The organism is Pseudoalteromonas sp. S558, assembly GCF_005886635.1.
In the GTDB taxonomy this organism is placed as follows: domain Bacteria; phylum Pseudomonadota; class Gammaproteobacteria; order Enterobacterales; family Alteromonadaceae; genus Pseudoalteromonas; species Pseudoalteromonas aliena.
This window is the reverse complement of the sequence record NZ_PNDU01000186.1, coordinates 1-14,683: the sequence shown is the minus strand read 5'-3', so window position 1 is coordinate 14,683 and position 14,683 is coordinate 1. Positions and strand designations below refer to the sequence as shown.

Below are 14,683 nucleotides of genomic sequence, written 5' to 3'. Positions count from 1 at the left end.
GGGCAGCTCATTTTTGGTATATATGCTGCGTTATCGCCTATTTATGGGGAACAACCACACATCACAGGCTCTGCCTTGCCTAAATACCAAACAGTCTGCTGCAAAATCAATCACGAAAGGTCAACACGCCCTAGCGCCTCATCAACCTTGTGTATACCTCTAAACCGATTTTTTAGGGGTATAAAAGCGATATAACCCGAGCATATTACTTGCCAAAAATAAACACTCCATCAGTACTGCAACGGGTGACCCAGCAAACACGTTATGACTTATCCAAAAAGATGTACCTAACACCATAAGCAAGCGTAAGTACAAATCTTGTTTTTGAAACGATGCAAATGTTTGAATAAGTGTTGCTGCCAATGCCAAGCCACTCAACCAGTTATGCCAAGTAAAATATACGGCCAAACAACTAAGCAACATAAAAACGAGCATCACCCATGTTTTTCGTGCAAATACACAATACAGATAACGCAGTGCGGCTATTAGCATTAAGCTTCCTGCACTGGCATGGCCAAGTATAAAAAAATGTGCTGAGGTCAGTAAAACAGAGCTAAATAAGCAGCCTAAAATAAATGTACGCGACTTAAACTGAAAAGATGCTAAATCTAGCAAAGTAGCAATAGTAACCAAGCACTGAGCAAGTAAGAACATAATGACTCCTGAAAAAACAGCAGTCTAACTGGCTTTATTTTATTTGCCCTTAACTTAAGTTAAGCCGCTTACGAATTCGTGATAAAGAAATTGCCGAGATACCAATATACATTGCGACTTCTATTAGGCTCAATTGTGCTAACCAATGCGGTTTTTGCAAAAGTAAGTAGCGGTAACGTTGCTCGGGACTATTAAGTAATAAAAAAGCTTCTTTGGCTTCTTTAAAAATTAGCTGTTGAGTAATAAGCTTCACCTTAATATCTTGCCACTTGCTTTGCTCAAAAAGACTCAATGGAACAACGATAACTGTTGCTGCTTTTATTACTTTTAATTGATAAAAAGCATCTGTATCTGCAAGCCAGTTAGCAAACAACAAAGCAAATTCATCTTTAAAATAAAACTCCTTACATTTTTGACTGCCATCAGCCGTTGAATGTAAAGCGCCTAATACCCCATCTATAATCAAATAGCCAAAGCGCTGTTTTTGCCCTTGTTGCAACAAAACAGTATCGCGAGAAAATTGCTTAATGGGGTATTGTTCGCCAAGCTTTAACTTTAAATCTCGTGCAAGTACTGCATAGCTATCACCAAGCTCAATAGTGTGCCGATGATTCATTTAAACCAACCACTTTTGCATTAATGTTTGTGTTATTTGAGCTGCGCTCATGTGCTCCCTTGGGATGTATTTTTGACCACACCACAACGGCGAAAAGCCACTATCACCCAATGCTTCAGCTCTGCTTCTCAATGCCGTTATTGCAATACTCGCATAAGGAAATGGCGGCACATGTAAAGGCATTGAACCAAGCTCTTTCATTGCACGATTACAAATACCTCGGGCTGCACGCCCTGAAAATAATGTAGTGAGCGCTGTATTGTCTTTCTGCTGGGATAAAATAGCATTGCGATGAATCGCTGACGTATTTGCCTCGTTACATAATAAATAAGCACTGCCTACTTGCACGCCCGCGGCTCCCAGCGCTTGCATATGCGCTACATCATCCTCAGTTGCAATACCACCAGCAGCAATAACAGGCACAACCAATTGAGCAACACATTCTTGCACTAGCTCAGCGGTACTTTTATGCAAACTTAAATCCATAGATAAAAAATGGCCTCGGTGCCCACCCGCCTCTAAACCCTGAGCTATAACAGCATCAGCACCATTATCGACAAGCCATTTTGCCTCTTCAATGGTTGTTGCAGTAGAAATAACGCTTGCCCCCCAGCTTTTAATTTGTTCAAGCAAAAACGGCGCAGGTAAACCAAAATGAAAACTCACCACAGCCGGTTTATAAGGCGCAATAATATCGATAATACTTTGATTTATAGGCTGTCGAGAAGCTTCGTCCGCTAAGCTACTTTCGGCAATGGCGTATTCATTAAAATAAGGGGCCAATGTTAAATGCCATTGTTGTTTTTGCAGCTTGGTGTATTGCAAGGCTGAATGGCAAAAAAAGTTAAGATTATAAGGCTTACAGGTTGAACGACTAAGTAACTCAAGCTGCTCTATAAGTTGTATTTTAGAGAGCATTGCGCACGGCAAAGAGCCCAATCCACCAGCCTCACAGACACTGGCTGCTAATACTGCATCTTGCACACCAGCCATTGGCGCCTGTATTAGCGCAGTGGAAATATCAAAAAGTGTTCGTATCATTTTTATTCCCTATGTAACTTTTTCTGCAACTTGCACTATTTACAAAACATACCATAAATACATTACATAAAAAATAAGCACCTTTATAAATAAAAACTAAAAAGCAATAAATAACAACAAGTTAAATTCATTTTTATATATTTAGACAGCTGGCGTTCGTTTTGCATTACTCCCCATACATAATTAGTAAGGAGATAGAAATGAGTAACACAGTTAAAACGATTAATCCGGCAACTGAGAAAACCATTGAAACCTATACGCTACTTTCTCAAAAAGAAGCGGAGCAGGTAATAGAAAAATCTCACGAAACATATTTAAAATGGCGTTTAACGTCATTCACTGAACGTGCAAAATATTTAAATAACTTAGCATCACTTTTTGAAGAACAAAAAGAAGCGATCGCAAAACTCATGACCGAAGAAATGGGTAAAGTATACGAGCAAGGCTTTCAAGAAGTTGAGCTATGTGCAGGAATTTGTCGTTATACTGCTGAAAATGGCCCACAAGTACTCGCCGATGAAGAGCGCGATATGGACGGTGGTCGTGCAATTATTAGTTACCAACCAACGGGCGTTCTGCTGGGTATTCAGCCGTGGAACTTCCCGCTTTACCAGGTAATTCGTTACAGTGCCGCTAACATCATGGCGGGTAACACTACAGTACTAAAACATGCCGGTAATGTATTTGGCATGGCTGAAAAAATTGAAGCGCTATTTAAACAAGCAGGTTTCCCAGAGTACTGTTTCAGCAACTTACTCATCGACGGTAAAACCGCCAGTTCACTCATTGCGCACAAAGCAATTAGCGGCGTAACCTTTACGGGTAGTGATGCCACAGGTAAAAAAGTAGCTGAAGAAGCGGGTAAACACGCTAAAAAAACAGTGTTAGAGCTGGGCAGCAACGATGCGTACTTAGTACTTGATGACGCTGATTTAGAGCTTGCAGTTAAAACCTGTGTAACAGGTCGCATGATTAATAACGGCGAAACGTGTGTTTCTGCTAAACGTTATGTTGTTGTTGAGTCACTTTACGATGACTTTAAAGCGCAAATAAAAGAGCAATTTGAAGCCATGAAAATGGGCGACCCAATGGCAGGCGACACAGACCTAGGCCCAATGGCTCGTGAAGATTTACGCGATGGTATTCACGACCAAGTAATGGAATCAGTTAAAGCAGGTGCAAATATAGTAACAGGTGGTGAAATACCATCGCAAACGGGTTACTACTACCCACCAACGCTACTTGATAATTTATCGCCAGGTATGCCTGCTTACGACGACGAATTATTTGGCCCTGTCGCTTCGCTTATTAAAGCCAAAGACAACGACGATGCAATGCGTATCGCCAACGACTCTCGCTATGGCTTAGGCGGTGGTATTTTCTCAAAAGATGAAAATAAAGCCATTGAGCTTGCTAAAAAGCACTTCGACACCGGCATGATCAATATCAATGGTTATGGCTTAGCACAGCCTAACTTACCGTTTGGTGGTGTTAAAGGCAGTGGCTATGGCCGAGAACACGGCGGCTTTGGTATGCGCGAATTCGTAAATGTTAAAAGCATTATGATCGCCAGCTAATTTAGCTGCATAAATGAAATAAGTGTTTAAAATAAAAAATTACTAAGCCTAAAAGTGGATAACCGCTTTTAGGCTTTTTTATTTGTAGCTTTTAGAGGATAGCTTTCAATAAAGGAAACGCCGAGTTTAAACCATATTCGTAGGTGCGATTTTACATCGCGCTTTTAATATGAGGAGTCAAAGACTGCAAACATAGCCTTTAATGGGGAATAAATATCGTGGTCTAATTTTATATTTAATTGTAAATACTTATATAAACTAAGTGTTTAGTCGTTTTCCAATGCTCTCGCTAAATCATTTACTGCGGCCTGAACAACTAACCAAGAAATATTACATGTATCGGCATCAGGATACATTTTACTAGCCATTTGCTCATAAGGATGTATTAGATTACGAAAACCTCTAAGTGCATGAGAAAACTGTCTAACATCCATACCTAACCAACCTACGTTATGTGCCACATCAATCATTTCAGCTAGCTTCCAATGTGCGAAATTTTTTACTTTTCCTGACTTTGAATCTTTAGGCGCAGTAGTGCACTGATTTGCTTTACCGGGGTTTCTTTGAAGAACTCCTAATAATAATCCTTCAAGCATACTACCCATGATTATTATTGCTTAAAGGTGGGCTTTAGAATCGACGCAACGCTGGGCTTCTTCCCAACGCTCTACAAGTATCTTTCCTACTTCTGACTCAAGACCTAACGCCATAAAATCAGGTGCAGGCATTGGAAAAAGTGAAGAAGTTTTTACATTTTCATCTGAAAAGTTAATATCAAATTTTTCAAACTTAGGTTCAAGACCTTCTAATTTAATCTTGAAACCCTCTAGATAGAGGATTTCATTCAGCATGACTAATGCACTTTTAATTTTATCTCTATCACCTTTATATTCTTTTGGTGATGAAAGACGCTTGAGAACAGCAGCTAATTGTTCACGATTACATTCTTTAAGCTTTTCATGTACCCACCGCTGTCGAGTTGAGCCATCATGGACAAATTGAGGTAATCCAGAGCGCTCAAAAAAGCTTGTGATCTTTGAGCTAGAACGATATTCAGGATGGTTTTCTCCATTACCACAAATAAATTCAGCAATTCTATCTAGTGTACTATCGTCCATGAGGTTCCTTAATGAATCAACAGCCAAATATCTATACATTACAATCTAACAAACCTGATAACTTATGTCTTCTTTCACTTTTAATTCAATTACCTGCCGAAATAAGTTAATTATTCTTCAATACTTCGAGTTTAAATATTTGTGATGAAACTGAAGATTAGTGCTTAAATATAATCAAGCTCTAAGCTTTGATTAGTATGACTGAAGGCTATCACTTATTCTCAAACCTCGGTACTTTTCGCTTGTCTGCCTTATTCATAGCAAGCTCTTGAATTTCTTCTTGCTTGTGCTGCGCTGATTTAGTTTCTAATGACTGCTGATCAGCGTTTTCGTAAGAAAGCTCAGTAAGTAGCGCAAAGTGATCTGAGCCGTATTTAGCGAGGCGTTTAATACTTTTAACTTTAAATCCAGAGCTATGAAATAAATGATCGAGCGGCCAACGCATAAAAAAGTAGCTTGCATGAAAGGTGTTATAAAAACCACGGCCTTTTCGAGGGTCTAACAAGCCACTTATTTGCATAAACAACCGGGTGCTGCGCGACCAAGCTACATCGTTTAAATCACCGGCAACTATGGCAGGTCGTGTAGGATTTTTAAGTGCTTTAGCGACCATTATTAGCTCCGAGTCGCGCGGGCGCGATGAGTCTTCCTCTGTAGGGCTCGGTGGTGCGGGGTGAATAAAATGCCCTTGCATTTGCAGGCCCTCGTCGTTTTCAAACAAAATATGAATTGAGGGAATATCTTTTTCTATTAGCTCGCATATTTGTGCATCGAGTATTTTAAATTTGCTGTATAAGTGCATGCCGTAGCGGTTGTCTTTAGGGCATTCTATGTAATACGGGTAATTTTTTTTAATGACTGATAATTTGTTTTCCCACCAGCTGTCACTTTCGAGCGTAATAAGTAGGTCGGGTTGATGCTCATCAACAAGGCTAATTAACTGCTCACTTTTATGGTTCGACATAAGTACATTTGCCGACATAATTCTTATGCTGTGGTCGATGTGCTTAGGCGCACTTTGCACTTCTTTTTTAGCAAGCCACGTATACGGGTAAATCCATTTACCTTGTAAAATCATTATAAGTAATGAGGTTAAGGCTATAAATACATAACCTATTGCGCTGCTTTGCCATAATAAAAATAGTGAGGTAACAGTAACTAAACTGGCAATATAAAACACTTGCAAGCGCACAAAATCGCAGCTACGCACTAAGTAATGCTGGCTGTAAGACATAGGTAACAAAGTAACTAGTAGAAGAAAAGCGATGATAATAGCCAGCGCAATGAGCATTTAAATGTCCTTATGGGTTAACTTCAAGATTGAAACAGCAGGGATTTAGTACCCCAACTTAACAAACGATCATGAACAACGAATGAAATTGTAACCCTTTGGATTAGAGCAAATCAACGTTGTTTATATTGTGTTTTACAGTGACTGCGCATGATAGCAGGATCGCGAAGTTTTAAATGTTTTGTTTTACGACCAGCATGACGCTTTCGCCAAACCTTAAAGCTGCCTTTTGATATATGTTCTCGCATAAAAACAACTAATTGTGAGTATTTTAATCCATACAATTGCTCTATTGCTTCAAAAGGAGTTCTGTCTTCCCACGCCATTTCTATAATGCGTGATTGTTGCTCTGCGTTAAACATGGTCTATCCCACAAAATTTTATTTATACGCTTAGTAAAAATACTTAGATCAATACAAATATTTCAATTCGGCTGTATACTAAACAGCCAGGTATATACTCACAAAAAATATCGGATTAGCATTTATGCGCACAATATTGTTTTTTATGGTTTCAATTTTTTCTTCGTTACTATCTGCTGCGCCTCAAAAAAAATTACGCTGCGTAACAACTCATTACCCACCTTTTACAATCTACGATGAAAATAGCGATACATTTACTGGTCTAGACATTGAATACTTAACCTTTATTGAGCGTAATTTAAACCTGCACATTGAGATTGTTCACTTGCCTTGGGCACGTGTTAAAAAAGAGATGAGATTAGGTTACTACGATTGCTATTTTTCGCTGGCTAATAACAAAGAGCGCGCAAAATACTTAGATTTTACTAATGAACCACTGCATATTACTCAATTTGGCTTATTTGCTTTAAATAACGACAAACTGCTCACTAATGATTTATCAAACTCCACCGTCGCTATGCTTCGCGGCGTTCCTCTACCCAGTACTATTGCTTCGCAATACAATATAAAGGGTAACCGTTTAATCCAGTCACTCTCAACCAAAGCAAACTTTGAACTACTTGAAAAAAAACGTGTTGAATACGTTATTACTAACTACCAAGCGGGATTATGGTATTCAAAAGAATACAAAAATATTTATGCTCACCAACTTAATGAATTTTCGCTCCCTGTTTATATTGCCTTTAAACGTGGCATAATTGATACAAAGTTAGTTGATGAGCAAATAAAGCGCTTTAAAAATTAAGTGTATAAAAGCAATTAACTCGATTAAAAAATTTCCTCACTACGGCATAACTAATGTTTACAAAATTACCAAAATGGGTTGAATATGGCGCGTTTACGCTTGCATTTATAGCGGGCATTGTGAACGCTGTGGGGTTATTAGGTTTTGAACATCAAGCTATTTCGCACGTATCGGGCTCTGTTACTTTGCTAGGTATTAAAGCAATAACGAGTAAAGTAACAGCACTATTACTGCTGTGTGTAATAATTAGCTTTATGCTGGGGTCGGCACTTTCTGGATTTTTACTCTCAGGTGGTTCATTAAAATTAGGCCGCCATTACGACACCTTACTTTTTATTGAAGCGCTGTTGTTACTAATTAGCGCTTACTTACTTGAAAATACATTCACTTACGGTATTGTTTTAGCCTCTGCTGCGTGCGGGCTACAAAATGCATTAGCCACTAATTACAGTGGTGCGGTTATACGCACCACACATTTAACCGGTATTTTTACAGATCTTGGTTTAATGATTGGCAGAGCATTAAAAGGAGAGCAATTTGATACCCGCAAATGTGTTATCTTTTTACTCATTATTAGCGGCTTTTTACTCGGTGGGATTGTAGGTTATATTTTATTTAATTACTTTTTAATGCTTGCGTTGTTATTTCCAGCAGCGGCATGCTTACTGCTCTCAGTTACATATAAAATCTATAGGCTACGTGCGTTTTAACGTAACAACTTTAAATACATATCAAAACCACATAGTATAAAGCCAATGCACTATATTTTGTCCTCAAGGAATGTATGAAACCTTATTTTTTGCCACTGTTATTACCCTTTAGCTACACTGCATTTGCCGATAATCAAAATAATGATGCAATAGAAACCATAACAACCACTGCATCACGTATTGAAGCGCTTTCTACCCCACTCCCATTATCAATAAGTACACTCAGTGAAGCGCAGTTAAATAGCATAGCACCTACCCATATTGAAGAAGCCTTGCAACGTGTAGCGGGTGCAAATATTCAACGCGGAAATGGTCAAGAGTATTTACCCGCACTACGTTCACAAGTACTTTCGGGCGCTGGCGCATGTGGTGGCATATTAACCCTAGAGGATGGTATACCACTGAGAGCCGCTGGATTTTGCAATATAAACGAGCTATTTGAAGCGCACAGCGAAATGGCGCAGCGCATTGAAGTATTAAAAGGCCCAGGCTCTGCACTTTATGGCTCAAACGCTGTGCATGGTGTTATTAATGTTATAACACCCGACACTACTCAAGGCGGCGGTTTAGTTGGTTTAGATTATGGCTCGTACGGCTATACTCGCTACAAATTACGCGCAGGGCAAGATTACGGCAATAGCGGCATAGGCATTAACGTAAGTGTTACCGACGATAGCGGTTACCGCGACGACGAAAGCGTAGAGCAACAAAAAGTAAATATTCGCCATCGCTATTCAAATAATAATTTATTACTGACCTCTGGGCTTACTTACACAAACCTAGATCAGCAAACTGCTGGATTTATTACCGGTTTTGAAAGCTATAAAAACGAAGACCTCGCGCAAAAAAACTTTGATCCAAACGCATTTAGAAAAGCACGCGCATTTAGAGCGTGGAGCAATGCAACATGGCAATTAAACAACGATGATGTGCTCTCTACTACGTTATATTTTCGCGAGCAAAGTATGGACTTTTTTAAGCACTTTTTGCCCGGCACACCGCTTGAAAAAAACAGCCAAACCGGCTTTGGCGTTCAATCGCTTTATCAACATAATTTACAAAGCAATATAAAAGTAAACATAGGGCTTGATGGCGAATACACGCAAGCCGACTTTACTCAAAGCCAAAATGAGCTCACTCAAGGCTCTGCATTTTTAGTTGCTACAGTGCCACAAGGTAAGCATTACGATTACGATGTAAACGCAACGCTTTATGCGCCTTTTGTATCGGTTGATTGGCAATTAAATAAGTGGTTAGTAACAGCGGGTTTGCGCTACGAGCATATGCGGTACGACTACACCAATAATATGCTAGCAGGTAGAACAAAAGACGATGGCAGTGAATGCGGATTTGGTGGCTGCCGATACAGCCGCCCAGCGAGTGCTAAGAATAGCTTTAGTAATTTATCGCCAAAGCTTGGGGTTAGCTATCAGTACAATACAAATAACACGCTTTATGCAAACTTTTCGCGCGGTTACCGAGCGCCACAAGCCGCTGAGTTATACCAATTACAACGCAAGCAAACAACAGCAAATTTAAATGCCGAAATAGCGAATAACGCAGAGCTGGGTATGAAAGGGGTTTACGAAAAACTACGTTATGGCGTGTCGGTTTACGCTATGAGTAAACACAACACAATTTACCGCGATAGCGACTTTTTTACGGTAAACAATGGCAGCTCTCGCCATCGTGGCATTGAGCTTGAACTTGACTACCAGCTCACAAAAACGCTTGCGCTTAACTTTGCTGGTACTTACGCAAAGCATACTTATACTAACAACCAAGTACTCAATGGTTTGAACATAAACGGCAACGACATAGACACCGCGCCGCGTAATATTGCTAATCTTGATTTAACATGGCAAGCACTCAGTAATACGCAATTTGCTTTGCAGTGGCATCGCGTTGGTAACTATTACACCGATCCAGAAAACATAAATAAATACCAAGGGCATGATATTTTAAGCCTGCGCGCACAGTGGCAAGTTACTAATAACCTTGAAGTGCTTGCTCGCGTAATTAACTTAACTGATGAGGCTTATGCAGAGCGCGCCGATTATACGAGCTTTACAGGCGACAGGTACTTTCCAGGCAAACCACGTAACGCGATGTTATCAGCGACCTATACTTGGTAAGCTTTTAGCTATAAAGTTAATTTAACTGATTTAAGTCGCTCATGTATTTCATGGGCGATTTTTTCATTACCTTTTTAAACATAGTAATAAATGCACTCACCGACTCATACCCTAATAACTCCGACACCTGCTGCACACTTTGCTTATCTGAAAGCGCTTTTAAGGCTGTAATTATATGCAATTGCGTACGCCACTTTCCAAATGTCATACCGGTTTCTTTTTTAATTAACCGCGCTAATGTGCGCTCAGTTAATGCAAACTGCTTAGCCCATTGTGGTAGTGTTTTTCGATTGTTTGGCTTGTTTATGAGCTGATCGCTCATAGTTTGAATTACCTCATTTTTAGATAATACAAAATCCAGTGGCTGTACGGGCATTTCAATAAGTTGATCAAATAATACCTGCGCTAAACGTGCTGTTTTACTATTTAAAGCATAGTGCTGATTATGCGCAGCCAACTCGCACATTAGCTCTTTAACCAGCGGCGTAATGGCTAACGTACAGGTATTTAGCGGCATACCGTTTTTACTACTATCAATAAATAAGTGACAAAGCTGCGCGTTATCAGACGCCCTATTGCTATGCACCTTTTGTGCAGGGATCCAAATTGTACTGTGCGTAGGCACCATCCACATTTTGGCTGACACTTCACAAGTTACATAACCATGCAGCGCTAAAATTAATTGCCCTTTAGGATGCGTGTGCAATGGTATTTCGTGACTTGCATGGGCGTGCTCTATTTTGGCTATTATGGGCTGCGCCATAGTTTCAAAATTTTTAATTTCGTCCCAACCAATGGGTTCAAACATAGTTTTGTCTGTTTTTAATTATTTAATGTCATAATATCTAAATTATAGTTATTACGAAGTCTTTATACTAGCGACCTTTAAGTATCTCAACTTCAATGGCCTTCTCTTTTGTTAAATAACATCACAAAATCACGCCTTACTGGCATATTACTCGTGCTTGGCATATTGCTTATTGCCGCTAATTTACGCGCGACATTTACAGGTATTGCACCTGTGCTCGAGCAAATCATTAATCACTTTGGACTTAGTGCATCGCAAGCGGGCTTTTTAACAACACTGCCTTTAATTGCCTTTGCAGTTGTATCGCCAATGGCAGCAAGCCTTGCTAAAAAACAAGGATTAGAGCGTACTTTGTTTGCGGCCTTGTTATTTATACTTACAGGCGTTGCAGCCCGGCTAATAAATACCTCAGCAATGCTATTTGTGGGTACCGCTATTATTGGTGTAGGGATTGCCATAGCAAACGTGTTATTACCAAGCCTAATTAAGCGTGACTTCCCTGCAAAAGTTGCATTAATGACCTCCGCTTACGTGCTGACTATGGGCGCTGTATCGGGTGGTTTTTCTACTTTAGTGTTTCCGCTAAGTCAATTAAACGGATTAGGATGGCAGCTTGCGCTAGGCTCATCAGGCATTATTACTTTGGCGAGTTTAATAGTATGGATGTCGCAATTAAACAAACACACAAAACCTGCAAGTGTTACGCAGCCATCAAACTCTTCAATAAATGTATGGCGCAATTTACTTGCTTGGAAAATCACCTTGTTACTGGGTTTAAACTCATTTTTAAATTATATAATTATTACGTGGTTACCTAGCATATTAACCGAAGCTGGCCAAAGTGCCACGCAAGCGGGTGCTTATCATGGGGCTTTTCAAATTGCGACCGCATTGCCAGGTTTTATATTAATTCCGCTACTTGCCAAATTAAAAGATCAAAGCGCGCTTAGCTTTATTTTAGCTATGCTCAGTGCACTCAGTGCATTGGGGCTACTTTACATGCCTAACTTTGCCTTTGTTTGGACCCTAATGCTGGGCTTTTGCTCTGGGGCATGTTTTATATTGGGGCTGTCGTTTATTAGTTTACGAACCGATGATTCGCAACAAGCAGCGTCGCTTTCAGGTATGTCGCAAAGCGTAGGTTATTTGCTCGCGGCTATTGGTCCTATGCTAGCTGGTGCATTACACACTACAACAGGCAGTTGGAGTGCGCCATTATGGCTGTGTGCTATTGCCGGAGTACTGTGTGCATTATGTGGTTTAGGCAGTGGTAAAAATACCACTTTAGCCAAATCAGCTAACAAGTTGCTGTAGCCACGAAAATAAACCATGTGACGACTTATTGCTAAGGTGCTTTTGCTCATAGCGTTTGTTAGTCGCTTGGCTCTGCTCACGGCGCTCTTGCGCTAAGTTAGCTTTTGCAGCAAACCGTAGCCGCTGCTCTTGCGTTAATTCATTATTAAAATTTATTGCTGTTTTATTTACTGCACGGCTGCTTTTTGGTGAACTACACATAATATTTCCTCTGTTGTAACTAACCTGAACTCTGGACAATAAATCCCTTAACCAGAGTTCAGATTAACTACTAAAATAGACAGCTGTTTAACTAATAAAATTTCAGAAAAACTGACTTTCTACAAGATTTATTTTTATGACGTAGTTTCAAAAGCTGGTATTTTGTGTAAATCGTTCAACCAACTTAGCGTTGATTGAGACCAAATTTGTGCAGACGGTTTAAACTCATCACGTTGGTCAACTGCCCCAATGCGCAGGCCATACACTCGATCTTGTTTTGCTGCGTTTGTAGCATAAAGTGTTGTACCGCAGTTGCCGCAAAAACCTTGCGCACGTTTATTACCACTTTGTGCTGTTTTAACAAACTCTTTCGGCTCACCTTGGGTAAATACTACTGAGTTTGGCTCTGCAATTATAACAGCTCTAAATGGGCCACTCGACATACGTTGGCAATCGCTACAATGGCAAACAAGTACATTATTATTTTGAGACTTTGCTTGGTATTTAATTTCACCACAGTAACAGCTTCCAGTAATTTCCATTATTTAAATCCTAATGCTTATGAAGATTGAATCGAGATATAAGACCGGCAATATCGATTCATTATTTTTAATCTTACAGAAAAACTGCTCGCCGGTTCATTTGTATACTCGGTTAGTTTTTTAATACTGTGTGCTTTTTTAAAATTGAGCAAGTGCTAAAAATATGATGCAATGTTTTAAATAAAACAGCAATACCACGTTAAGCTAATAGCGTAACGTGGTCGTTTAAACTATTTTTTTGCGTGTTTAAATAGTCAATAGCCAACAAACTAAGCGCCTTAGTGCCTACTTTAAACGATTCAAATTGTCTTGCAATCGGAGAGAGTCAATATATAGTATTGAATCACCTCTCAAAAATGGTTAATTAGCACAAAAAACTTATCTTCGTTGCTTATTTAAAAGAGTGAACCTGCATTCTAAAGCGTACCAGCAAGGCATACGTATAATAAATTCTATTCAATACTTGGCTGAGAGTTGTTGCCTGCCTATAAGCTTGCGTATAATGCCCGCATTCCGGCTGCATTTTTTAGCCGCTAACTTGGATTAAACATGAAAAAACTCTCTGCAGTGCAAATAAAACAGCAAACTCTTGTGCTTAATATTGCCGATAAACTAGAAGAACAAGGTCGTACTGAACTTCCTGGTATGCTGCAATGTTGGTTTGACGTTCAATACCACTTATTTCCAGGCTCTTTGCTAATGTGCTTTCAATTTGAGAGTGAGCAAGTGTTAGCTGCGGCAGAGCCTGAGTTATTAAAGTGGCAAAAGCGCCTAAGCGGAGCAATGTTAAAAAAAGGCGTGATTTTAAAAGACATGCGCAAACATTTAGTTTTTACGCTCAAAGGGCCTGATGAATAAATCAGGCATTAACGATCGCATCGTATTCTTTTAACTAAAATTCATTATTGTGCTGCGGGAGTTTGCCTCGATTGTTGATAAATCAGTATTTGGATCAGTAATACAAGTAAAAATAAGTTCGAGCTTATCTAACGGCAATCGGTTACTGAGCTTTTGATATTCTCCTTGGAGCAGCTGCTTATTTTTTTGCTCAGCAATCACCAATAAAAATACGTAGTAGCCTTCCAACCCTATTCTTAAATCACTAATAATAACCTGTTCATCTTGTTGATAAACATCGTAAAGCCCTTTGGTAAATATTTGCAGTAATGTGATCAAATTCAGAGTGCAAATCTTATTTCTTGCCAATTACCAATCCCACGTTTAACTCACTTCCACCATCACGCCCTAATCACTCTGTAATAATTTTGAAAAATTCAATCCTTCACCTTGCAATTACCAAAAAACTGAGCTTGATTTAAAAAGTAATGGAACTTCAATTAAAAGGAATTTGATATGATTAAGCTCATAATTATCGTTGGCATATTATTTCACTCACAAACTTACGCCGCCAATATTTTTCAACTACCTCAGCAATCCGCAAATACTAACTTAGCAGACATTGAGCCAAATCATCAGCCATGGGAGGCTGGTTCAATATACGTAGCTGGT

General features: G+C 39.5%; 17 protein-coding genes. 6 read left to right on the top strand and 11 right to left on the bottom strand.

Annotated elements, in window-relative coordinates:
- Positions 1-159: 159 nt before the first annotated feature.
- The 3 genes from CWB66_RS13320 to CWB66_RS13310 are packed head-to-tail and all read right to left on the bottom strand — an operon-like array spanning position 160 to position 2,311.
- A complete protein-coding gene (locus CWB66_RS13320) occupies positions 160-654 on the bottom strand; it encodes a YgjV family protein (protein WP_077535920.1) in 495 nt (164 codons plus the stop codon).
- 49 nt (positions 655-703) lie between these two features.
- Positions 704-1,270 carry a Crp/Fnr family transcriptional regulator gene (locus tag CWB66_RS13315; protein ID WP_138585750.1) on the bottom strand — a complete coding sequence of 189 codons (567 nt, stop codon included), beginning with the start codon at positions 1,268-1,270 and terminating at the stop codon, positions 704-706.
- Positions 1,271-2,311, bottom strand: a complete 1,041-nt coding sequence (locus CWB66_RS13310) for an NAD(P)H-dependent flavin oxidoreductase (RefSeq protein ID WP_138585749.1) — start codon at positions 2,309-2,311, stop codon at positions 1,271-1,273. It lies immediately after the preceding gene.
- 200 nt (positions 2,312-2,511) lie between these two features.
- Between CWB66_RS13310 and CWB66_RS13305 the strand changes: the two genes are divergently transcribed.
- Entirely contained in the window at positions 2,512-3,888 is a 1,377-nt protein-coding gene (locus CWB66_RS13305; protein ID WP_138585748.1) for an NAD-dependent succinate-semialdehyde dehydrogenase, read from the top strand.
- Positions 3,889-4,154: 266 nt separating this feature from the next.
- Here CWB66_RS13305 and CWB66_RS22440 read toward each other — a convergent pair whose 3' ends face one another.
- The 4 genes from CWB66_RS22440 to CWB66_RS13290 all read right to left on the bottom strand — a co-directional run bounded on the left by CWB66_RS22440 (position 4,155) and on the right by CWB66_RS13290 (position 6,659).
- On the bottom strand, positions 4,155-4,493 hold the full coding sequence (locus CWB66_RS22440; protein WP_212747821.1) for a hypothetical protein: 339 nt from the start codon (positions 4,491-4,493) through the stop codon (positions 4,155-4,157).
- Between the two features lie 12 nt (positions 4,494-4,505).
- Positions 4,506-5,006: a hypothetical protein gene (locus CWB66_RS22435; protein ID WP_212747820.1), complete on the bottom strand. Its 501-nt coding sequence runs from the start codon at positions 5,004-5,006 to the stop codon at positions 4,506-4,508.
- Between the two features lie 211 nt (positions 5,007-5,217).
- A complete protein-coding gene (locus tag CWB66_RS13295) occupies positions 5,218-6,297 on the bottom strand; it encodes an endonuclease/exonuclease/phosphatase family protein (RefSeq protein WP_138585747.1) in 1,080 nt (359 codons plus the stop codon).
- A 113-nt stretch (positions 6,298-6,410) separates the two neighbouring features.
- Positions 6,411-6,659 carry a TIGR03643 family protein gene (locus CWB66_RS13290; protein ID WP_039485113.1) on the bottom strand — a complete coding sequence of 83 codons (249 nt, stop codon included), beginning with the start codon at positions 6,657-6,659 and terminating at the stop codon, positions 6,411-6,413.
- 124 nt (positions 6,660-6,783) lie between these two features.
- Between CWB66_RS13290 and CWB66_RS13285 the strand changes: the two genes are divergently transcribed.
- The 3 genes from CWB66_RS13285 (at position 6,784) to CWB66_RS13275 (ending at position 10,309) form a co-directional block, all read left to right on the top strand.
- Positions 6,784-7,464 carry a substrate-binding periplasmic protein gene (locus tag CWB66_RS13285; protein WP_138585746.1) on the top strand — a complete coding sequence of 227 codons (681 nt, stop codon included), beginning with the start codon at positions 6,784-6,786 and terminating at the stop codon, positions 7,462-7,464.
- Between the two features lie 53 nt (positions 7,465-7,517).
- Positions 7,518-8,174, top strand: a complete 657-nt coding sequence (locus CWB66_RS13280; protein WP_077535926.1) for a YoaK family protein — start codon at positions 7,518-7,520, stop codon at positions 8,172-8,174.
- A 74-nt stretch (positions 8,175-8,248) separates the two neighbouring features.
- Positions 8,249-10,309: a TonB-dependent receptor gene (locus CWB66_RS13275; protein WP_138585745.1), complete on the top strand. Its 2,061-nt coding sequence runs from the start codon at positions 8,249-8,251 to the stop codon at positions 10,307-10,309.
- Positions 10,310-10,325: 16 nt separating this feature from the next.
- Here the strand turns inward: CWB66_RS13275 and CWB66_RS13270 are convergent, their stop codons facing one another.
- Positions 10,326-11,117: an AraC family transcriptional regulator gene (locus CWB66_RS13270; RefSeq protein ID WP_138585744.1), complete on the bottom strand. Its 792-nt coding sequence runs from the start codon at positions 11,115-11,117 to the stop codon at positions 10,326-10,328.
- Positions 11,118-11,225: 108 nt separating this feature from the next.
- Here CWB66_RS13270 and CWB66_RS13265 point away from each other — a divergent pair, with 108 nt between their 5' ends.
- On the top strand, positions 11,226-12,431 hold the full coding sequence (locus tag CWB66_RS13265; RefSeq protein WP_138585743.1) for an MFS transporter: 1,206 nt from the start codon (positions 11,226-11,228) through the stop codon (positions 12,429-12,431).
- Here the strand turns inward: CWB66_RS13265 and CWB66_RS13260 are convergent.
- Positions 12,411-12,632, bottom strand: coding sequence for a hypothetical protein (locus CWB66_RS13260; RefSeq protein ID WP_138585742.1), 222 nt, complete (start codon positions 12,630-12,632; stop codon positions 12,411-12,413). The genes CWB66_RS13265 and CWB66_RS13260 overlap by 21 nt on opposite strands.
- 134 nt (positions 12,633-12,766) lie before the next feature.
- The gene (locus tag CWB66_RS13255; protein WP_138585741.1) at positions 12,767-13,174 is read right to left on the bottom strand and encodes a GFA family protein; all 408 of its coding nucleotides are present in this window, start codon (positions 13,172-13,174) and stop codon (positions 12,767-12,769) included.
- Positions 13,175-13,723: 549 nt separating this feature from the next.
- Between CWB66_RS13255 and CWB66_RS13250 the strand changes: the two genes are divergently transcribed.
- Entirely contained in the window at positions 13,724-14,032 is a 309-nt protein-coding gene (locus tag CWB66_RS13250) for a hypothetical protein (RefSeq protein WP_138585740.1), read from the top strand.
- A gap of 30 nt (positions 14,033-14,062) precedes the next feature.
- On the opposite strand, the gene CWB66_RS13245 is transcribed toward CWB66_RS13250, so the two are convergent.
- The gene (locus tag CWB66_RS13245; RefSeq protein ID WP_252371757.1) at positions 14,063-14,380 is read right to left on the bottom strand and encodes a hypothetical protein; all 318 of its coding nucleotides are present in this window, start codon (positions 14,378-14,380) and stop codon (positions 14,063-14,065) included.
- Positions 14,381-14,683: the final 303 nt, after the last annotated feature.